This is a genomic window from Devosia sp. Leaf420, assembly GCF_001425445.1.
In the GTDB taxonomy this organism is placed as follows: domain Bacteria; phylum Pseudomonadota; class Alphaproteobacteria; order Rhizobiales; family Devosiaceae; genus Devosia.
This window is the reverse complement of the sequence record NZ_LMQU01000013.1, coordinates 225,520-245,066: the sequence shown is the minus strand read 5'-3', so window position 1 is coordinate 245,066 and position 19,547 is coordinate 225,520. Positions and strand designations below refer to the sequence as shown.

Annotated in this window: 20 protein-coding genes; 7 read left to right on the top strand and 13 right to left on the bottom strand. The window is 60.9% G+C overall.

From position 1 onward, the window contains the following. Positions 1–100 precede the first annotated feature (100 nt). The 3 genes from ASG47_RS17045 to ASG47_RS17040 are packed head-to-tail and all read left to right on the top strand — an operon-like array spanning position 101 to position 1,769. Entirely contained in the window at positions 101–1,117 is a 1,017-nt protein-coding gene (locus tag ASG47_RS17045; protein WP_061911238.1) for an aldo/keto reductase, read from the top strand. An 8-nt stretch (positions 1,118–1,125) separates the two neighbouring features. Beyond that, entirely contained in the window at positions 1,126–1,266 is a 141-nt protein-coding gene (locus tag ASG47_RS21130) for a hypothetical protein (protein WP_244487127.1), read from the top strand. Positions 1,267–1,280: 14 nt separating this feature from the next. Beyond that, positions 1,281–1,769: a glutathione binding-like protein gene (locus ASG47_RS17040; protein ID WP_244487126.1), complete on the top strand. Its 489-nt coding sequence runs from the start codon at positions 1,281–1,283 to the stop codon at positions 1,767–1,769. A gap of 10 nt (positions 1,770–1,779) precedes the next feature. Here the strand turns inward: ASG47_RS17040 and ASG47_RS17035 are convergent, their stop codons facing one another. Beyond that, positions 1,780–2,175: a DUF2237 family protein gene (locus ASG47_RS17035; protein ID WP_061911236.1), complete on the bottom strand. Its 396-nt coding sequence runs from the start codon at positions 2,173–2,175 to the stop codon at positions 1,780–1,782. 43 nt (positions 2,176–2,218) lie between these two features. Further along, the gene (cckA, locus tag ASG47_RS17030; RefSeq protein WP_061911234.1) at positions 2,219–4,789 is read right to left on the bottom strand and encodes a cell cycle histidine kinase CckA; all 2,571 of its coding nucleotides are present in this window, start codon (positions 4,787–4,789) and stop codon (positions 2,219–2,221) included. A 159-nt stretch (positions 4,790–4,948) separates the two neighbouring features. On the opposite strand from cckA, the gene ASG47_RS20450 reads away from it, so the two are divergent. Then, entirely contained in the window at positions 4,949–5,608 is a 660-nt protein-coding gene (locus ASG47_RS20450; protein ID WP_082511810.1) for an AAA family ATPase, read from the top strand. Here the strand turns inward: ASG47_RS20450 and flhB are convergent. The 6 genes from flhB to flgB all read right to left on the bottom strand — a co-directional run bounded on the left by flhB (position 5,494) and on the right by flgB (position 9,073). Beyond that, positions 5,494–6,576, bottom strand: a complete 1,083-nt coding sequence (flhB, locus tag ASG47_RS17020; protein WP_061911229.1) for a flagellar biosynthesis protein FlhB — start codon at positions 6,574–6,576, stop codon at positions 5,494–5,496. The two genes, ASG47_RS20450 and flhB, sit on opposite strands and share 115 nt — an antisense overlap. 3 nt (positions 6,577–6,579) lie before the next feature. Further along, the gene (gene fliR, locus ASG47_RS17015) at positions 6,580–7,350 is read right to left on the bottom strand and encodes a flagellar biosynthetic protein FliR (protein WP_061911227.1); all 771 of its coding nucleotides are present in this window, start codon (positions 7,348–7,350) and stop codon (positions 6,580–6,582) included. Next, positions 7,350–7,616: a flagellar biosynthesis protein FliQ gene (gene fliQ / locus ASG47_RS17010; RefSeq protein WP_061911225.1), complete on the bottom strand. Its 267-nt coding sequence runs from the start codon at positions 7,614–7,616 to the stop codon at positions 7,350–7,352. The genes fliR and fliQ overlap by 1 nt, the downstream gene beginning before the upstream one ends. Before the next feature lie 109 nt (positions 7,617–7,725). Beyond that, positions 7,726–8,220: a flagellar hook-basal body complex protein FliE gene (locus ASG47_RS17005; protein WP_244484022.1), complete on the bottom strand. Its 495-nt coding sequence runs from the start codon at positions 8,218–8,220 to the stop codon at positions 7,726–7,728. Positions 8,221–8,240: 20 nt separating this feature from the next. Continuing rightward, the gene (gene flgC, locus ASG47_RS17000; protein WP_061911223.1) at positions 8,241–8,651 is read right to left on the bottom strand and encodes a flagellar basal body rod protein FlgC; all 411 of its coding nucleotides are present in this window, start codon (positions 8,649–8,651) and stop codon (positions 8,241–8,243) included. Positions 8,652–8,665: 14 nt separating this feature from the next. After that, positions 8,666–9,073, bottom strand: a complete 408-nt coding sequence (gene flgB, locus ASG47_RS16995) for a flagellar basal body rod protein FlgB (RefSeq protein WP_061911221.1) — start codon at positions 9,071–9,073, stop codon at positions 8,666–8,668. Positions 9,074–9,250: 177 nt separating this feature from the next. On the opposite strand from flgB, the gene ASG47_RS16990 reads away from it, so the two are divergent. From ASG47_RS16990 to nhaA, 3 genes are all read left to right on the top strand, one after another. Beyond that, positions 9,251–9,907, top strand: a complete 657-nt coding sequence (locus ASG47_RS16990) for a flagellar biosynthetic protein FliO (RefSeq protein WP_061911219.1) — start codon at positions 9,251–9,253, stop codon at positions 9,905–9,907. Then, complete coding sequence (gene fliP, locus ASG47_RS16985) at positions 9,873–10,664, top strand: flagellar type III secretion system pore protein FliP (RefSeq protein ID WP_061911610.1); 792 nt, start codon at positions 9,873–9,875, stop codon at positions 10,662–10,664. Before ASG47_RS16990 ends, fliP begins: the two co-directional genes overlap by 35 nt. A 386-nt stretch (positions 10,665–11,050) precedes the next feature. Then, positions 11,051–12,247 carry a Na+/H+ antiporter NhaA gene (gene nhaA / locus ASG47_RS16980; RefSeq protein WP_061911217.1) on the top strand — a complete coding sequence of 399 codons (1,197 nt, stop codon included), beginning with the start codon at positions 11,051–11,053 and terminating at the stop codon, positions 12,245–12,247. Positions 12,248–12,783: 536 nt separating this feature from the next. Here the strand turns inward: nhaA and ASG47_RS16970 are convergent. The 5 genes from ASG47_RS16970 to ASG47_RS16950 all read right to left on the bottom strand — a co-directional run bounded on the left by ASG47_RS16970 (position 12,784) and on the right by ASG47_RS16950 (position 19,507). Next, positions 12,784–16,128, bottom strand: coding sequence for a hypothetical protein (locus ASG47_RS16970; protein WP_156464150.1), 3,345 nt, complete (start codon positions 16,126–16,128; stop codon positions 12,784–12,786). Positions 16,129–16,327: 199 nt separating this feature from the next. Beyond that, a complete protein-coding gene (locus tag ASG47_RS16965; RefSeq protein ID WP_061911211.1) occupies positions 16,328–17,353 on the bottom strand; it encodes a MotE family protein in 1,026 nt (341 codons plus the stop codon). After that, positions 17,350–17,793, bottom strand: coding sequence for a DUF6468 domain-containing protein (locus ASG47_RS16960; RefSeq protein ID WP_156464149.1), 444 nt, complete (start codon positions 17,791–17,793; stop codon positions 17,350–17,352). Before ASG47_RS16960 ends, ASG47_RS16965 begins: the two co-directional genes overlap by 4 nt. A gap of 14 nt (positions 17,794–17,807) precedes the next feature. Continuing rightward, positions 17,808–18,974, bottom strand: coding sequence for a flagellar motor switch protein FliM (gene fliM, locus ASG47_RS16955; protein ID WP_061911208.1), 1,167 nt, complete (start codon positions 18,972–18,974; stop codon positions 17,808–17,810). Beyond that, positions 18,974–19,507: a flagellar basal body-associated FliL family protein gene (locus tag ASG47_RS16950; RefSeq protein WP_061911206.1), complete on the bottom strand. Its 534-nt coding sequence runs from the start codon at positions 19,505–19,507 to the stop codon at positions 18,974–18,976. The genes fliM and ASG47_RS16950 overlap by 1 nt, the downstream gene beginning before the upstream one ends. Between the last annotated feature and the right edge of the window lie 40 nt (positions 19,508–19,547).

Below are 19,547 nucleotides of genomic sequence, written 5' to 3'. Positions count from 1 at the left end.
CTGAAAAGCGAGGGGCCTTTTTGTTTGTCGAAGGGCGCTGCACTTTACTCGCCGCAACTAACATGTCAGTTGTTTTGGAGGGAGTTAAGGGAGGTTTCTGGTGACCAGCGGGTTTGACACGCGGCGCGTGGGCGAGACGGCGCTCGAGGTGACGACACTGGGGCTTGGCTGCGCATCGCTGGCCGGGATTTTCTCGCGCGTGCCGGCTGACCAGGCTCGAGCCACGGTGCAACACGCGCTCGACAAGGGCATCACCTATGTCGATACCGCGCCGCAATATGGCTTGGGGCGATCGGAGCATCTCGTCGGCGACGTGCTGCGCGAAGCAGCGGTTCGACCCGTGGTGTCAACCAAGGTCGGGCGGTTGCTCAAGCCGGTTTCGCCAGACCGGCAGGACAAAGGCAACTGGGTCGATCCCCTGCCATTCGATCAGCACTACGTTTACACCTACGATGGCGTGATGCGCTCGTTCGAAGATAGCCTGCAGCGGCTGGGGCTCGACCGTGTGGATATCGTCTATGTCCATGATATCGGCACAGCGACGCATGGGGTTGAGGGCAACAAGCCGCTCTGGGCGCAACTGGCGAGCGGCGGGTACAAGGCGCTGCGCGAGCTCCGCGATAGCGGAGTGATCAAGGCGATCGGGCTCGGCGTCAACGAGTGGCAGGTGTTGATGGACGCCTTTGCGCTTGGTGATTGGGACGTGTTCCTGCTTGCCGGGCGTTATACGCTCTTGGAACAGACTTCGCTGGAGCCATTCCTCTCGACCTGTATCGCGCGCAAGGCGTCGGTCGTCGTCGGCGGACCGTTCAATTCCGGCATTCTGGTTGGCGGCGACAAGTTCAATTATGAGCGCGCGCCGGAAGAGATCGTCACCAAGGTTCGCGGGATCGAGGCCGTGTGTCGTGAGTTCGGCGTGCCACTGCCCGCGGCGGCGCTGCAGTTTCCGCTGACCCATCCGGCCGTGTGCAATGTGCTGCCGGGTCCTCGCTCTCCCGAGGAGCTGGATGGCATTTTGAATTGGTGGGATGCGAAGATCCCAGACGCGTTGTGGACCGCGCTAGCGGAGAAGGGTCTATTGGCCGAGGGGACGCCGATACCGGGCGGAACCGCCTGAGCCATCACATGCTGACAGTCTGGGGGCGCAAGACATCGTCGAATGTGCAGGCGCTGATGTGGTGCATCGGCGAACTCGGGCTGCCCTACGAGCGCTACGATGTCGGGCATCGCTTCGGCGGCAATGATACGCCGGAATTTTGGCGATAAACCCGAATGGGACGGTGCCAGTGCTGCAGGATGGGCTCAATCAGCCTATCTGGGAGACGGGCGCCATTTTGCGTTATCTCGCGGGGCGCTACGGCGATGCTCCGTTTTGGCCGAGCGATCCGGCAGTGCGGGCGCCGGTGGATCAGTGGGCAGAGTGGGCCAAGATCAATGTGACGCTGGCTTTTACGGCCCCGGTATTTTGGCGCGTGGTACGGACGGCGCCGTCACGGCGTGATCCCGTGGCGATCGCAGCGGCGCTTGAAAAGCTGCATGCAATCCTCGCGATTGCCGAGGCGCAGTTGGCGCGGCATACATTTATGGCGGGCGGCGATTTTACGCTCGCCGATATCCAGTTTGGACACGTGCTCTATCGCTATTTCGACATCGATATTCCGCGACCAAGCTGGCCCAATATCGAGCGCTATTATCACCAACTCACGCAGCGGCAGGCTTTCCGCGAGCATGTGATGGTATCTTACGACGAACTACGGGCATACGACTGAGGTTGATGCGTCAGTTCAAGTCGATTGCGTAACGCTTCAGAATGTCTAGCGGAACGAGGTCGAGAACCTTGCGGTTGGTGGCGCGGAGATGGATGCGTGGCGCCTTGCCGGCTTCATGGGCCTGCAGCCAGCGGGCGGCGACGAGGCACCAGCGATTGCCGGGGACGATGCCGGTAAAGCCGAACTCGGGGCGTGGCGTCGAGAGGTCGTTGCCGACGGATTTGGAATAGGCGAGGAACTCGGCTGTGGCTTCGATGCAGACAAGATGCACGGCCGAGTTTTCTGGGCCAGCCGCGCAATAGCCGGTGCGGAAGAAGCCCGTGAGAGGATCGTCGGAGCACGGCTGCAGCGCTTCGCCGAGGACGTTATATTCGTTCGGGCCTTCGATGCGGTTTTGGTGGTTCATGAAAGCTCCGAACTGAGGTGGCAGGGCGATGTTGCGCCCTGCCCTAGCCGTCAGTCTTGTCCTGGCGCCGAAGCACTTCCTTGACCTTGGAATTGATCTGGTCGAGCGAATAGGGTTTTGGCAGGAAGTCGACGCTCTGATCATCCTCGATATCGCGGCGCACGCTTTCTTCGGCGTAACCCGACACAAATATGATTTTCAGGTTCGTCATCTTTTCGCGGATGACCTTGAGCATGGTCGGCCCGTCCATTTCCGGCATGACGACGTCGGAAATGATGAGGTCGACCTTGTAATCGAGGTGTTCGAGCACTTCGAGCGCCTCTTCGCCGCCATCGGCTTCGAAGACTTCATAGCCGGTGGTGCGCAGTGCGCGGGCCGAGAAGGCGCGAACGCTTTCCTCGTCTTCGACAAGGAGAATGCGTTCGTGGCCGGTGAGGTCCTTGGCCGGCGCCGTGGCGATGGCGACCTTGGCCGCGGTCTCTTCCGCGGTCGGGACATAGCGCGGCAGGAAAATCTTGAAGGTCGTGCCGACGCCGACAACCGAGACGGGATAGATGAAGCCTTCGGTCTGCTTGACGATGCCGTAGACCGTCGAGAGGCCGAGGCCTGTGCCCTTGCCCAATTCCTTGGTGGTGAAGAAGGGCTCAAAGATTTTCGCCATGACTTCGGGGCTCATGCCGGTGCCCGTATCCTGGACGTCGATAAGGACATAGTCTGCAGCGGCCATGCCATCGAACTTGAGGTCGCGGGCTTCGTCTTCGGTGATGTTGTTGGTGCGGACTGTGATCGAGCCACCATCGGGCATGGCGTCGCGCGCATTGACGACGAGATTAATGATGACCTGTTCGAGCTGCACCACGTCGGCACGGACTGGCCAGATATTTCGGCCGTGCTCGACCGTCAGATTGTTCTTCTCGCCGATCATGCGCTTCAACAGCACGGTGAGGTCATCGACGATCAGCGGCAGTTCGAGCACTTGCGGGCGCAAAGTCTGGCGGCGCGAGAAGGCGAGTAGCTGACGAGTAAGACCGGCAGCGCGATTGGCATTCTGCTTGATCTGCATGAGTTCGCTGAACGACGGATCGCCCGGCTTGTGCTTGAGCAGCAGGAGATCGGAGAAGCCGATGATGGCGGTGAGCAGATTGTTGAAATCGTGCGCGACGCCCCCCGCAAGCTGGCCGACCGCCTGCATCTTCTGGCTCTGAGCGAACTGGGCTTCGAGCTTGCGCTGATCGGTCATATCGAGCGCATAGACGTTGATCTGCTCAGGTGAGCCGGCACTGACTTCGGACGCGGAGATATAGAGCCTGACGGCATGCTCGCCTTCGACGCTCAACTGCGCGTCGACGGGTTCGACTTCACTGCGCTGTGCCGTAGCGTCGGACAGTGCGCGCATAAGCTTGTCGCGGCTGCCTTCGCCGATGAGGTCATGCATCGGCTGCAGTTCCAAGCTCTTTTCCTCGCCAGACCAGCGGAAGATGCGCCCGAATGGAGCGTTGGTTCGCACAATGCGGCCTTGGCCATCGAGGGTAGCAATGGCGAAAGGCGTGTCGTTGAAGAAGCGCGAGAAGCGGACTTCGGCGGCGCGGAGTTCTTCTTCGCTTTCGGGGGCGCTGGAGCGATCGAGGACGAGGGTCCGCGTCTCGCCCAATTCGCCATCAGCAAGACGCGCGGCGCGGTGCAACATACGAACCGGCAAGGCGGTGCCATTGCGGCGCACGAGGTCGATATCGATGATCTCGGTGTGGATTTCGCCATCGCGACGGCCGCGCATCAGGAGCGTCGCACCATCGCCACGGACCACATCGCCAAGGCTCAAATGACCGGCGTTGAACTCGGCAAGGTCGTAGCCCAGCCAATCGGCGAGCGTCGAGTTGAGGTATTGGATGCGGCCTTGAGCATCGGCGGAGAAGAAGCCGGCGGGAGAATGATCGAGATAATCGATGGCGCGCTGGAGATCGAGGAAAGCGGTTTCGTTGCTTTCGCGGTCGCGCGTAATGTCTTCGACGGTCCAGACGACCATCGGCTTGGTCGTCTCATCGGTGGCTGGCAGCGGCCGGACGGAAATGCGATACCAGAAGGCCCGAGCGCTCTCGGTCTGCGACCCACCGAGGCCGCCGACGATGCGCAAATCCTCGATTGCATTACGGCCATCCTTGGCGGCGCGGGTAAGCCGGTAAATGGCCTCGCCGGCATCGGCCTGTCCGGCGAAAAGGCGCGGCAGGCTGACGGGCACGCCATTGGTCAGCGCTCCATTAAAATTGCCATAGTGCGAATTCACATAGGCGATCTTGCCATCGCGATCGGCCACGACGATCCCGCGTGCAGCCGTATCGACCACAGCTCGGGCGATCGTCCGGCGCTCTTCGGACGCCGCGAAGCGGAACAGCCCGGCAGCCAAGCCAAAGAGGAAGAAGACTCCGGCGACGGCCAGCAGCCCCACAAAAGTCATGACCACTTCGGCCGGGACCCGCTCACCAAAGAGCGCAAAGGCAACCGCGGCGCCGACCAGAACAAGCCCCAGCGCCGCGACGCGCCAGAGACCGGCACCGCCCTTGGCAGCAGAAACCAACGGATCGGGGTAGTTGTCTTCGCCGAGCGGCGTCGTGGCCATGAATGGGAGCTCCAGCGCAAAACCTGCCCCGATTCGGGACACTCGACATTGGTTTAGCAAATGGATTCCCCCGTTGGGAGAGCGAAGGCGGCTTTTCCCGCCCTGTGCCTCAAATCCCTGCGGTTTGGCGCAATAAAACCTCACGAAAGGAATTCGAATTTGAACGGGTTGATCATTATTTCCGGCTGCTCAGGCGGCGGCAAATCCACGCTGCTGACCGAACTGTCCCGGCGCGGCTTTGCCGTGATCGAAGAGCCCGGGCGAAGGATCGTTATCGAGGAAGAAGCCGCGGGCGGAAGCGCCCTGCCCTGGCTGGATCTCAAGGGGTTTCTGACCAGAGTAGTGTCGCTCTCGCGAGAGGATCTTGCGACGGCAAGTACACTCGATGGCCCGGTATTTTTCGACCGCGGGCTTTTCGATGCTCTGTCTGGTCTGGCCGAAGTGACGGGCAATCGCGGCGTGCTCTATGAGGCTGGCTATCCGAGCTTCCACAAGACAGTGTTTTTGACGCCGCCATGGCCAGAGATCTACCGCAGAGATGCCGAGCGGCAACATGGGCTAGACGCCGCACTGGTGGAATATGAGCGGCTAAAGCGCGACTACCCCGCAATGGGATATGACGTGATCGAGCTTCCAAAAATCCCGGTCGTCGCGCGGGCGGATTTCGTGATCTCAACCCTAGGCCTCCAGCAGCACAGCCGCGATCAGCGCGCCTTCCAGCTCTGCCCGTGCTTGAGGCGCATGACGAAGCCGATAATCTCGGCGACAGCCTTGAAGTGTTCGGCGGGGATATCCTGGTCAACGTCAACCGACGCGTAGAGCGCGCGGGCGAGCGGCGGATTTTCGATGATCGGCACATCGCTTTCCTTGGCCACGGTGCGAATGCGCAAGGCGACCGCGTCGGCGCCCTTAGCGACGCATTTTGGTGCGCCCATGCCCTTTTCGTATTTAAGCGCCACGGCATAGTGGGTCGGGTTGGTGACAACGACCGTGGCGTCGGGCACGGCCTGCATCATGCGCTTACGCGCCTTCTCCTGCCGGAGCTGGCGAATGCGGCCCTTGACGTGCGGATCGCCTTCCATCTGCTTATATTCGTCGCGCGTTTCCTGCATGGTCATCATCTGCCGCTTCCACCACTTGTTGCGTGTGTAGAAGTAGTCGGCGGCCGCAATGGCGGTGACGACGATGAGCACGGAGGTCAGGATCTTGACCGCCAATTCCTGGAAATCGAGCAGGATGACGATCGGGTCGGCCGTCATCATGGTGTCGAGGCGATCTCGCTCGGGCCAGACAGTCATCACGACGACGGTGCCGACAACGGCGATCTTGGCGAGCCCCTTGCCAAAATTGACCAGCGCTTCGCCCGAGAACAGGCGCTTGGCTCCAGCGAGCGGAGAAATCTTGGAGAATTTCGGGGTGACGGGCTCGGTAGAGAACAGCGGCTTGTGCTGGATGAGATTGGCAACGACGCCGCAGACATAGAGCACGCCAAGCGGGGCTAGCACTGCGCCGATCATGGCGAGCGCGAGCCCATTGAAAAAGGCAGAGAAACCCGACCCCTCGACGTCGAAGCGATCGGCATTCATCATGATGATCTGCAGTGGATTGCTGATCTGCTGGGCGACCCAAGGCGCCATCGACGAGACCACGACGGCCATGCCCACCAGCATGAACCAGGCCGTTACCTCGTGGCTCTTGGCGACATCGCCCTTTTTATGGGCTTCCTCGAGCTTTCTATGGGAGGGATCTTCTGTTTTGCTTTCCTGCTCCGGGGCCTCGTCTGACATCGACTACCCCCGCCACATGGCCAGATGATTTTCAAAGGCGGAGAGATACCACCCCATCATCATCATGAGCAGGAGCGCGAAAAGCACGAGGCCGGCGAGGATGTTGGCGGGCATGAGCAGAAAATAGACCTGCAAGGCAGGCATCAGGCGCGCCAGGATGCCGGCGCCAAGGTTGAACACGAGTCCGAAGACGATGAAGGGCGCAGACATCTGCACGCCGACCGAGAAGGCGCCGGCGACGGTCTTGAGCGCCAGTTGCATGGCATCTTCCGACATGATGGGCATGGTCGGCGAGAACACATCATAGCTGTCGTAGATCGCCGCGAGGATCATGTGATGGAGATCGGTCGCAAAGATCAGCGTGATGCCGAGGAACGACAGAAAGCTTGAAAACACCGCAGCCTGCATGCCCTGCTGGGTCGGGTCGGCCGCCATGGCGCCGGAAAGGCCAGTCTGGAAGGCGACGATGGCGCCCGCGACCTGGGTGGCCATGGTGGTGATGCGCACGATGGCCCCGATAATGAGGCCAACGGCGATCTCATGGAACAGCAGTCCCAGCATCGGGCCGAAATCGGTCGAAGCGGGCGGAATCACGTCGCGCAGCAATGGGTATAGTACCAAAGTCAGCAGCAGCGCAAAGGAGAGACGCAAGCGCGCGGGGATCGTGTCTTCACCCAATGCCGGCATCAGCATCAGCATCGCGGCGATGCGCGAAAACAGGATGAGATAGGTAAAGGCGGCGCCAGGCGCCCAATCGATGTTGAGCGTAAACATCAGCCGCCGACGATGATCATGTCGACCACGCGCGTCATATAAGCCGACATGGTCGCGCCCATGAACGGCAGGGCGATCAGCATGGTGACGAAGATGGCGATGATCTTGGGCACGAAGACCAGGGTCTGTTCCTGGATCTGCGTCAGCGCCTGAAAGAGCGCGATGACGACGCCCACGACGAGACCGACGAGCATCATGGGCAGGGACACGATGACGAGCGTCCAAATGCCCTGATTGGCAATGTCGAGAACTTCGGCGCCGGTCATTTTAGTCGCTCCGCGAACAGAATCGCGAAGCCATAGGTAACTGATTCCTGAATCCGCCGCGAATTCTATGCAGCGGCAGCCCTCAAAGTTGCGAGAGCGAAAGCATGCCTTAGATCGGCATGCTCATGATCGATTCATAGGACTGGATGACGCGGTCGCGAATGGTCACGATGCTGTCGATGGCAAACTCGGTCTGGGACATGGCGGTGACCATATCGACGACATTGGCTTTGCCGTTGACCATGTCGATGGCCATTTTGTCCGAGGAGCGGCCGGTATCGACGACACCCTGCACCGACTGGGCCAGCATCTGGGCGAATTCATTGCCTGATTTGCCGGCATTGGTGCCGAGCTGCGCGCCCGGCTGCGACGCCTGGGAGAGAAGACGGCTTGCGGCATCGTTGAGCGACGCGACGGCAGTCGGGTCGGCGGCGCGGCCGGTTTCGGCGATGCCCTGGACCGACTGGGCCAGCATCTGTGCGAAGTTCGGACCACCGGAAATCCCGGCGATCGTGCTTTCGACTTCCGGACGGCTGATTTGCGACGCGAGGCGGCTGGCATTGCCATAGGCCGCGGCTGCGATGTTGAATGGTGTCGACGCCATGATATTTGCCCCCTAGAACGTCAGCCGCGCAGGATGTCGAGCGTTTGCCCGAGCATCTGGCGAGAGATGGTAACCACGTTGAGATTGGCCTCGTAACTGCGCTGGGCCTCGCGCATGTCCATCGTCTCGATGAGCGTATTGACGTTGGGATACTGGACGTAGCCGCTGGCATCCGCGGCCGGATGGCCGGGTTCGTAACGGCTCGTGAAATCGCTTTGATCGAGGGCAACCTTGCCCATGGTGATGACCTTACCGCCAAGCTCCTGGTTCATCACCGTTTCGAACGTCGGCACGCGGCGACGGTAGGGCTGGCCGCCCGGGGTCGAGGCCGTCGAGTCGGCATTGGCAATGTTTTCAGCGATGACGCGCATACGGGCGGATTGGGCATGAAGGCCAGTTGCGGCGATGCCGATCGAAGTGTTGAAGTCCATGGGTCACGCCCTCCTTATGCTGTCTTGCCGAGTGCGGTCTTCAAGATCTTGACCGACTTCTGGTAAAGGGAGGTCGCGGCCTGATAATCCATCATATTGGTCGTGACCTTCATCATTTCGTCTTCGAGCGTGATGCCATTTCCGCGCGGCGTGACTTCGAAATTCACCATGCGCTGATCGGCAAAGCTTGAACCGCCGCCAAGGCTGGTGGAAAAGTGCATAGGCTGGGTCGCTGCAGTCGCCACCGTCGGCGCCTGTGCGACCTTGAACCGATCCTCGAAGTTGTATTGCTTGAGGTCGCGACCCTTGAAGCCGGGGTTATCGGCGTTGGCGACGTTTTCGGCGAGCAATCCCTGCCGGGCCTGATGCCAGCGCATCTTGTCCGTCAGCGCCGCGAAGACCGGCATATCCAACAATCCCATCGCCAGCGCTCCTTGAGTCCAGGCTAGATAGGAAAATCCTGCCCATTTGTGGTTAAAGAAGAGTTAATTGAGCACGCATGCTGTCCCAAATTGCCTCGCAATCTGCACGATTGCCTGGTTTGACTGGGCAGAAAATGCCCGTCAGAATCACGGCGGCCACTTTAGGAGTTAGAATCAGTGCAGTTCATCACCAGCCTTTTCGGCGGTAGCGGCAGTACATACCTGACCGCTTTCTTCGCCCTCGGGGCCGTAATCGTCCTCATCATCTTCGGTGTATGGCTGCTCAAACTGGTCTTCAACGTGTCGAGCAACGGCGTGCGCGGACGCAATCGGCGCCTCGCGATCATCGACACTCTGGTGGTCGATCAGAAGCGGCAATTGCTGATCGTGCGGCGCGACAATGTCGAACACCTGATCCTGACCGGCGGCAGCCAGGACCTCGTCGTGGAATCGGGGATCACGCCTCCGGAGCCGCCCGCCGCGCAAACCTCGCGCCGCCCTGTACCCATGGTTGGTCGCCGCCCAGCCAGTGAAGGGCGCAAGACCGATATAAAGCCGACGATTGTGCCGGCTGCGACTGTAGCCGCGGGCCCCGGCGCCGCCGCAGATCGCGCCCGTGAAGCCAACAAGGTGCGCGAGCATGCGCCGGGCAAATCGCTGCGCCACACGGGCCTGCTGCGCCCGGTAACGACGCAGGACACTTTGCCGCCGGGGTATAAAGCGGACATTTCGCCCGTAAACGCGGCCGACTCAGCTAAAGAAGGCGAAGACGAGCCGGTTAACGAAAGCATAACGCGTGATCACGAAGCGCAGGGCGAGAGCAACAGAAACTAGCGCCCCGCGCAGGCGCCTCAAGAAAACGGCCTTTATCGGCCTGGCGCTTGCTGCCGGGCTGACACTTCTGGCAACAGGCATCGCCCAGGCGCAGGACATCTCCATCGGCTTCGGCGACGACACTGCGATCGCCGAGCGCGCCATCCAGTTCATCGGCCTTCTGACCATCCTGTCACTCGCGCCATCCATCCTCGTGATGGTGACGAGTTTTACCCGTATCGTCGTCGTGCTGTCCCTGCTCCGCACGGCCATCGGTCTCCAGACGGCGCCGCCGAACTCGGTAATGATCTCGCTGGCGCTGTTCCTCACCTTCTTCATCATGCAGCCGACGCTGCAGCAGAGCTATGACAACGGCATCGCGCCGCTCTTGGCCGGGCAGATCGAGATCACCGAAGCCTTCGAGCCGACCGTGGCGCCGCTCCATGCCTTCATGCGCGCCAATGTCCGGGATCAGGACCTGTCGCTGTTCTACGATCTGACGGATGCGGAAATCCCCGATGAAGCGGAAGCCATTCCGCTGCAATTGCTGATCCCGGCTTTCCTGATTTCAGAACTGCGGCGCGCCTTCGAAATCGGCTTCCTGCTGTTCCTGCCCTTCGTCATCATCGACATGGTCGTCGCGTCGGTGCTGATGAGCATGGGTATGATGATGCTGCCGCCCGTCGTGATCTCCCTGCCCTTCAAGCTGATCTTCTTCGTGCTCGTGGACGGCTGGTATCTGGTCGTCGGATCGCTGGTGCGAAGTTTTGTGAGTTAGGTGGTGTTGGGCTAAACGGCAGACGAGGGTTGGGACGAAGGTTGGCGGCTTTAAACTCACATTCATCATAAGCCAACATTGGTGCGGGAAGAGATTTGGCACGCTTCATGGTCGCTAACCGCATCCCAACATTGCTTGAACTTTCCGACACAGGTCGCTAGACCTTCCTCGGGTGCCCTCATGGGGCAGGATTGCGCTGGTCGGGCCGCCAGCGGAACAGAATCTCGAAAGAGACCCATGGCCCACTTGTGCTTGGCTGAACAAAGCCACTCCATCTTCATTGCATTTCTGGTTTACCCAGCGGCGGCTGTTGAGCTGCCACGCGCTTTGTCGCGTCGGGCCTAAACCACTTTTCCGAACATCCGTGTCTTAAGGAGCTGGCGACAATGTCTGCTGCGCCCACGCGTCCCGTTTCTCTTCTCCGCGCCTTTCTCGACAACGCCTCTTCGGGCGGTATCATTCTCATGGTTGCCGCGGCGCTCGCCATCCTGGTCGCCAATTCGCCGCTCGCCGCCGCTTACTTCGATGGGCTTCACGCCTATGTCGGCGGCCTCTCGGTGCATCATTGGATCAATGACGGCTTGATGGCGCTGTTCTTTCTGTTGGTCGGTCTCGAGATCAAGCGGGAGGTCATCGATGGGCAGCTTTCGACATGGCCGAGGCGCGTTCTGCCCGGCTCTGCCGCCATAGGCGGTATGGTGGGGCCTGCGCTGATTTATCTGGCGTTCAATATGGGACCAACAGGTCACCCCAACGGCTGGGCCATCCCGGCCGCGACGGACATTGCCTTCGCGCTTGGCGTACTGTCGCTTTTGGGATCGCGCGTGCCCACAACGCTAAAAGTGTTCCTGACCGCTCTCGCCATCATCGATGACCTTGGCGCTGTCATCATCATTGCGCTCTTCTATACGACCTCAATTGATATGATGAACCTTGGCCTCGCTGCTGGTCTCATCGTTGCGCTCGTTGCCATGAACCGGACTGGGGTGCGTGTGCTGTGGCCCTATTTGCTGCTCGGCGCGGTGCTCTGGTTCTTCGTCCTGCAATCAGGCATCCACGCTACGCTTGCTGGCGTCGTTCTCGCGCTGACGATCCCGCTACGCCCGAGCCCTACGCGTCCTGACGACATGAATTCCCCGCTGCATAAGCTTGAGCACGGCCTGCAACCCTGGGTGACCTTCCTGATCCTGCCGATCTTCGGTTTTGCCAATGCCGGCGTGTCTTTCGCGGGTATGTCGATCGGCCAACTTGCCGATCCAGTGCCGCTCGGTGTTGCGGCGGGCCTCGTCATCGGCAAGCAGGTCGGGGTCTTTGCGGCGGCCGCACTCGTCATTCGTGCCGGCTGGGCCGAATTGCCGATGTATGCAACATGGCGGCAGGTCTATGGGGTGTCCCTTCTTTGCGGCATTGGCTTCACCATGAGCCTCTTTATTGGCTTGCTTGCCTTCCCTGACTCAACGCTGCTGCAGGACGAGGTCAAACTCGGCGTTCTCTTGGGATCTCTAATCTCAGCCTTGCTCGGCGCGCTCGTGCTCGGCACGTCTCAAGCGCGCGCGCCCGAGCAGAAGGCAAAACCAGTCTGATGAGGCAGGAAAAGAAGCTCTACGGCGTGCAGCGTGTGCTGCCTGGCCGTAGAGAGCCGGTCCCGGAGAGTGTGCTAATCGAGGCATCCTCTCCGGTAGCGGCGGGCGAGCGTGTAGTCGGATGCCAGCTTATACCAGTTGGCTCACCGGCCAATCTTCGGGCGCTCGTTTGGCACATGCAGCCGGACTTCACTCCGGTTTGCACAAGCCTTTACGAGCCCGAAAATCTCGACCGTGGCCTCCGTGCGCACCGGCTGAAGGTTCTGGCCCGATCTGGATCAGCGCAGGAGCGTAGGGTGCACATCCATATCTTGATCATGGCGATTGTCGTTGCTGTGGCGATAGCTATATTGATCCTGCAGTTCTGAGCGATGGATCGACTTTTTCCTAACGGCCTGAGGCGGGTGTATCCGCTTTCAGGAGCTAATCCATTTCTTGAACGGGGTCGAAAACGGCCTCTATGAATAGCTACCCGTCACTCACGTGACTTTTGGCGACATCTTTATCTCGCCAACAATTTCCAGCGATGGCCTCTCCTACTTCAGCGTCGCTACCGCACCATCCGGCTGCGCCGCCGACTCCGGAGTCAGCGCGCCTTCGCTGCCGTAGACTTCGCGATAGGCCGAGAGGAAGGTTTCGAGCCCGTTGACGGAGGCGATTTCGGTGGCGACTTGGCGGAACTGGTTGCTGGTGGCTTCGATTGGGCCGGTGACATAGTCGAACATCGGCCATTCGGGCGAGCTGACCATGGCGTCGGAATATTTCGACCTGAGGCGGGCAATGCCGCTCGAATCATTGCTCATGACGTAGCCGACTGCGGCCTGTAGAACGGCCATGCGGGCGGACTTGCTGAGGGGTACGCCCGGCGTTGCCGGATAGAGGCCTTCGATGAGTTGGCCGGCCTGACCATAACGCTTGGCCTTCCAATGCGCGTCGATGCGCATGAGGTCGACATCCTTGCCGGTCAATTCGCGGATCATGTCGAGCGCGAGCTGATCGCGGCCGCCATCGAGGAGCGCGCGGGCTTCGAGAATGCGGCGCTGACGACCGAGCCCGTCTGGCAGATCGGGCAGCCGCGTGTCGTTGAGGACACGCATCGCCTCGGCAGGCTGCTGATCGGCGAGATAAATGACCGCCAGATCGGAAGCGACCTGCGTGCGGGCCACGCCGCGCAGACGATTGTCGAGCTGATACTTAAGCAGCTCTGCCGCCTGCGGCAGCAGATCAACGCGGACGAGGCGACGGGCGAGATTGCGGATCATCTCATCGCCGCGCGTGCCCGGCGGGGTCAACTGGCGGAAGTCGTAATAGATGCTGAGCGCTTCGACCGGGCCGATGGAATCGGCGAGGCCATTGAGGAAAAGCTCGTTGAAAGTCTTTTGCGCATTGTCGCTGAGCGCCTGCACGTCACGGCTATCGGGATCGCTCGCCACAGCGGCCATCACCGATTCAAAACCCTGACGATATTCGCCGGAGCGGAAATAGAGATCGGCCAGCATGCCTTGCATCGAGGCCTCAAGCGCATCGCCGCGCCAGAGCAGCGCTTCGGCAGAGAGCGTCTGGGCGCCCTTGACGATGTCGAGACGCTTCTGCTGGTCGAGGATTTTGAGCGTGCGGTAGACAGCCTCGGCGCGCGGCTCGCGCACTTCCATGGCGATGACCTGGCCGTAGATATCGATAGCGTTGTTGAGTTCGCCGCGCTCTTCGGCGATGCGGCCGGTGAGGAGATTGAAATCGGCCACCTGGTCATTGCCGAGATCGGAGAAGCGGACGTCGCCGATCATCTGCTGGGCCTGGTCGGCATAATGCTCTTCGATGGCGGCGCGGGTGGCGGCGAGAAGGAAGGTCTCGCGCGCCCAGCCGGGATAGGAATCGATGATTGAATAGGCCTGGGTGGCATCGGCGCGCGCTCCGGCATAGTCGCCGGCATGCGAGCGGGCGATGGCGCGCCAGAACATGCCATCGATGTCCTGATCATAGTCGGGCGTGTTGAGCTGCGTCAGCGCATCCTGGGGACGGCCAGCCATGATGTTGGCGGCGGCCATGCTCATCTTCAGCTTGGCCAGCAATTCATCATTGCGCAGATTGCCTTCGGTAACGCGGAGCACACCGAGGGCCTCCATGGCAAAGCCATTGGCGACGTAGAACTCCGCGAGATCGACGCGCGCCGCATCGCGCGCGCGGCCATCGCTGGCGGCGGCGGCGGCTTCCAGCTCGTCGCGCTGCTTGCCGAAGACTCCCGCGTCCGACTGCACCAGGGGCTCATAATCAACATAGCCGGGGCGATCGGTTGGCACGGTGGCGGCGACGCCGTGACGGAGGCTGTCGGTCGAGGAAACTTCGAGCCCTTCATTAGTGCCGATGACGGCAAGGGCATTTTCGAGCGAAATCGAGAGATCGTCGGCCTTGGGGCGAATGACGAGGCCGTGGACACTCGTCATGGCGGTGAAGTCGACATAATCGAGCGAGCGCGTGATGCCGCGCGCCGGTGGATAGATGGTGACCACGTCGAGCGTGTCGCCAACGAGCGGATCCTGAAACTGGTGGACACGGCCTGGGCGAACGAGATTAGCGGTCATCTCGAAATCGCCGCGCATGTCGCGGCGACGGGTCAATTCCATCGGTTCGGTCGGCGCCATCATGACATCGCCCAGCGAGAGCACCCAGGACTGACCCTCGGACCCCATGGTCGCGAGCCGATCCTTGGACAGGTCGAGACGAACGATCTGGGCATTGTCCGCCATCGAGACGACGAACTCGTCGGAAATGTCGGAGAGCTCTTCGAGATCGCTGGGGATCTGGATGGTGCTGCTCGTATCGAACATCAGCCAGACAGAATCGCCGCGCCGGAAAATGGCAGCGGGCGTTTCCTGCGTGAACGGAAAGACGACGCGGACGGTGCTGCCGATATTGGTGACGAAGGGCGTAATTTCGCTGGGCGGCACAACGGTGAGGTCTTGCCCAGTGGAGGCGCCCTGCCCGGCCTCGGCGCCAGCATCAGCGGTATCATGTGGCACTTCGGCGGCAAGCGCCTCGGCCGAAAATTCCGGCAGGCCCTGACCCTCAACGTCGATATCGAGGACATATTGGTTGGGCCCGGTCGAATAGAATCGCGGCGTGATGCCTTTGGCAAAGCGGAGGTTGACCCCGCTGCCATCGAGATCGACGGTGTTCTTGGCGGTGACGATTTCGGGCGGCAGATCGGACAGCAGATCGCGCAGATCGACCTCGACCGGCCATTCGAATTCAAGATTGCCGACCTCGCCTTCCTGCTCGAACTTGGCCTGGGTCGGAATGGTCCAATCGAACTGCAGGCGCATGAAGGTCGGATTGCGGCCGATTCGCAGCGTGCCCTTGGGGTTCTGCTCGGCAACGACATTGGCCTTGCGCTGCTGGTCGGCGCGGAGCGCCAGGCGCTCGGCGCGCTGGGTCATCTCGGCGATGACGTCATCGGGGAGCGGTGGCGGCGAGCCCTGCCAGTTGGAGGGCAGCAGATCGATGAAAAGTTTGGTGCCCGCTTCGGTGCGGTTGAAATTGAGCGTCGTGCGGAGGCCAATGCGTAGCCCTTTGCCCGAGGGATCGAGGCGCGCAACCGAGAGATAATCGGGGAGAATCGAGGCGACGTCGGGCAGAGAGACGTTGATGGGCTCGCTGAACTCGAGCGCGAGAACACCATTGGTCATGCGCATCGAATAGGCCGGCATGGTGTCGCGATCGGGAAAGCTGATTACGAGCCGGCCGTAACCTTCTTCCTGCGTCGCAAAGAATTGGGCCTGATCCTGCCCCATGGCAACGGAAACCGTGAGGAGGCTGACCGACAGATATGCCGCTGCCAGAAGATGACGCGGCCTCAGCCAACCCGAATTGATGGTCTTATTCACGACTTCCACCTGCCCCGACGCAGAGCTGAACACCCCTGGAAACCCAGAACATGCCAACAACCAAGCACTGGCCGCAGACTAAGCAAGCATGCTTAACACCCGATTACGCGCGGCGCTTAAGTCTTGGGTGGGATAGGGAAATGCAGCCGGAAGACAGCAAAAAGCCCGCAGCGTAAACACCGCGGGCTCCTTGAGAAGTTTACTGCCCGACGATCTGGGGCAAGGCGGCGAGGTCGGCAGCGCCCATCTGCTCGGGATTTTCCGAGGTTTGCGAGGCGAGTGCGACGGTTAGGGCCTCGGCCTTGGTTCGGTCCATCGCCGCCAGAATCGGAGCCATGTTGCGAGGCGGCATCATTTTGGCAACGCGCAGCAGCACATCCATTTCGAGCGCATTGAAGATGCCGGCAGCATCTTTGGGCTTCATGGTCTTGTACATCGACACGATCGAAGCGAACTGATCTTCCTCGAGCTTCTTGCGCTCTTCGACCAGACCCGAGATCTGCGATTCGAGGGCCTGGAGCGTGGCGGTGCGTTCGTTGACGCGCTTTTCGGCGGCATCGATGAGCGAAGCGCGCAGAGCCAGTTCCTGCTCATAGCTGTCGAGTTCGGTGCGGCGGGCCGAGAGCCGGTCGAGCAGCACCTGTTCGGTCAGCGTCGGGTCCGAAGCGCCGAGATCGACATTGCCACTGGGCGTCGAAAGCTGCGGCGTGGCGTCTTTGATTGGCGGACAATCGGCACCGACGGCGGTCAATTGGCCATCGGGCGTTTCCTCGCCCACCGGACGCGGCGCGCAGGCATTGAATTCTGCAACGCTATTGGAGCCTTCGGGGGCGCCATGTCCACCATCGGCCGCGCCTTCGATATTGGCTTCGGCGACCTGGGTCGCCTCACCGCCATGGCCGGCTTCCGGCGCTGGCGTTGCGCCATGATCATTGGCGGGCGCGGGTGCGCCGTGACCGCCCGCAGCGACGGGAGGTTGTTCACCCGCCGTTGGCGCGGTGTCGGCAATTGTGGGCGACGTATCGGCCACTGTTGGCTGGGACAGGGTCGATGTCGCTGCAGGCTCGGACGAACCGCCGTGGCCACCACCGCCACCACCTGCCGCGAGGGCAACGTTGACGCCGGTCAGCGCATAGCTGCCCTGGGTCACGAGACCCACGGTCTTGAGAACGAGGAGCGCCCCGATCATCAAGATAACGACAGGAAGGAGGCGGATCCGGTTCACGCGGCCACTCCACGGTTCCGCACGCGGGTCGAAAGCTGCTCGAGGGCCGCACGCACCTTGTTGTTTTCCTTACCTGTGCCGATCGACTCATTGGCTGCAGGGGCCGGCATAATCACCGGGCTCTGACGCACGGCATTGGTGACGCGAACGATCTTCTGCATCAGCGCGGTGCCTGAATTGACGTGATTGGCCAATTCGATGCCGAAGCGCTCGGCTTCTTCAAGCCGCGAGCTGAGGACCATGTCGGCCTCGACAGCGGTGGCCTTGAGTTCCTTGATCGCCTGATTGGCAAGATTGGTGGCCGCGACCAGATCGCTGACCATCAATTTGAGCGCATCCCGATCGGCGTGAAGCCGGGCGAGCTTACGGTTGAGTACAACGCAATACCCCAGGGTAAGCGCCATGAGCACCGACACAGCGGCCTCAATGAACAATCCCATCGACAACCCCAACATCAGCGACCTTCCATAGATTCATCAACTGCCTCAAATGCCGCCATGGTGACCTTGGGCGGATTGAGGGGGCGCGTGACGCGCACTGAAACGTGGTTTCCGATATGGCCCATAATGGCCTCGGTAAGCTCGACATCGCCGCAGCGAAGCAGAATGGGATCATTCGGCGAGCGCTCGAACATCACGGTATCGCCGGGCTTGAGCGCGAGAAGGCGCGAGAGCGGCAATTCCTGCTCGTGCAGCACGGCGTCGATCTCGACATCGGCCTGATAGATCTCGGTGGCGAGGTGCCCTTCCCAGATTGGATCGCGGCCGAACTTTTCACCCATGAACATTTGCAGGAGCTGTTCGCGGATGGGTTCGATCGTGGCGTAGGGCAAGAGAATTTCGATCTTGCCGCCGCGCTCGTCCATTTCGATCCGCAGCTCGATCAGGATCGCGGCATTATTGGGCCGCGAGATCGCCGCGAAGCGTGGATTGGTTTCCATGCGTTCGAGCTTGAAATTGACCGTCGTCACCGGCTCGAAGGCGCGCTTGGTGTCTTCGAGAATGACTTCGATCAGCCGCTGGGCCAGTGCCTGCTCGATGGTCGTATAAGGACGGCCTTCGATGCGCATGGCAACGCCCGTCCGGCGGCCGCCGAGCAGCACGTCGATCATCGAATAGATCAGGCTCGAGTCGACGGTCAGAAGACCGTAATTCTCCCATTCTTCCGCCTTGATGACCGAAAGAATGGCCGGCAGCGGGATCGAATTGAGATAATCGCCGAAACGCACCGAAGAGATGGAGTCGAGCGAGACTTCAACGTTATCTGACGTGAAGTTACGCAGCGACGTCGTTGCGAGACGCACAAGGCGGTCGAAGACGATTTCGAGCATCGGCAGACGCTCGTAGCTGACGAGCGCGTTGTTGATCAGCGCCTGAACGCCGGTCAGCTCCACATTGCTCGCCGTTGCCGCATCGAAACCGAAGAGATTGTCGATCTCGTCCTGGTTGAGAACGCGCTCGACACCGTCGGCGGCGCCTTCCTGGCTGGCCTTGAGCATGGCAGCCCAGTCTTCTTCGCCGTCTTCACCCTCGCCGGGAATGTTGAAGCTTGGCGTGGGGCTATCGAGGTCGTCGAGACCCCAGTTTTCCGAAAGCTTGTCTTGATCTGAAGGGCCAGCCATCACTGCACCAGCATTTCCTTGAAGAGAATGCTTTCGATCCGAGCGGGATAGACCGCAAGGTTCACGCGACGCAGCAACTCTTCCTTGAGACGGTATACGCCAGCCGAACCTTCGAGATCGGACTTGCGCAGCTCGCGCATATAGACCTGGAACGCATCGATCACCTTGGCAAGGCGTGGCTGGATTTCGGTCATCATATGCTCGTCGGCCACTTCGAGGGCGACGGTGAGCTTCATGTAATTCTGGGCGCCATCAGCGCTCTGCAGGTTCACCATCATCGGTTCGAGATTGAAGATGAAGGTATCGGCAGCAGCAGTTGCGCCGTGCTCGCCCGCTGGGGCGCCATGTTCACCGGCTGCAGCTTCGTGGCCTTCCGCCGCAGCTTCGGCAGGTGCGCTGCCCTTGGACATGAAGAAGAACAGGCCGGCACCTGCGATGAGGACTACGATGGCCGCAGCACCAATAATAATGAAGAGCTTGTTGATGCCCTTCTTGGCTGGCACTTCCTCGCCAACTTCCGCTTCCGTCGCCATGCAAACCCCGCCAGATGCAACCATGCCGGACGATTCCGGC

Coding starts and splice junctions, on each gene's coding strand:
- ASG47_RS21130 (WP_244487127.1), top strand. CDS start 1,126: ATGCTGACAGTCTGGGGGCGCAAGACATCGTCGAATGTGCAGGCGCTG.
- ASG47_RS17035 (WP_061911236.1), bottom strand. CDS start 2,175: ATGAACCACCAAAACCGCATCGAAGGCCCGAACGAATATAACGTCCTC.
- cckA (WP_061911234.1), bottom strand. CDS start 4,789: ATGGCCACGACGCCGCTCGGCGAAGACAACTACCCCGATCCGTTGGTT.
- flhB (WP_061911229.1), bottom strand. CDS start 6,576: ATGTCAGACGAGGCCCCGGAGCAGGAAAGCAAAACAGAAGATCCCTCC.
- fliR (WP_061911227.1), bottom strand. CDS start 7,350: ATGTTTACGCTCAACATCGATTGGGCGCCTGGCGCCGCCTTTACCTAT.
- fliQ (WP_061911225.1), bottom strand. CDS start 7,616: ATGACCGGCGCCGAAGTTCTCGACATTGCCAATCAGGGCATTTGGACG.
- ASG47_RS17005 (WP_244484022.1), bottom strand. CDS start 8,220: ATGGCGTCGACACCATTCAACATCGCAGCCGCGGCCTATGGCAATGCC.
- flgC (WP_061911223.1), bottom strand. CDS start 8,651: ATGGACTTCAACACTTCGATCGGCATCGCCGCAACTGGCCTTCATGCC.
- flgB (WP_061911221.1), bottom strand. CDS start 9,073: ATGGGATTGTTGGATATGCCGGTCTTCGCGGCGCTGACGGACAAGATG.
- nhaA (WP_061911217.1), top strand. CDS start 11,051: ATGTCTGCTGCGCCCACGCGTCCCGTTTCTCTTCTCCGCGCCTTTCTC.
- ASG47_RS16960 (WP_156464149.1), bottom strand. CDS start 17,793: ATGGGATTGTTCATTGAGGCCGCTGTGTCGGTGCTCATGGCGCTTACC.
- fliM (WP_061911208.1), bottom strand. CDS start 18,974: ATGGCTGGCCCTTCAGATCAAGACAAGCTTTCGGAAAACTGGGGTCTC.
- ASG47_RS16950 (WP_061911206.1), bottom strand. CDS start 19,507: ATGGCGACGGAAGCGGAAGTTGGCGAGGAAGTGCCAGCCAAGAAGGGC.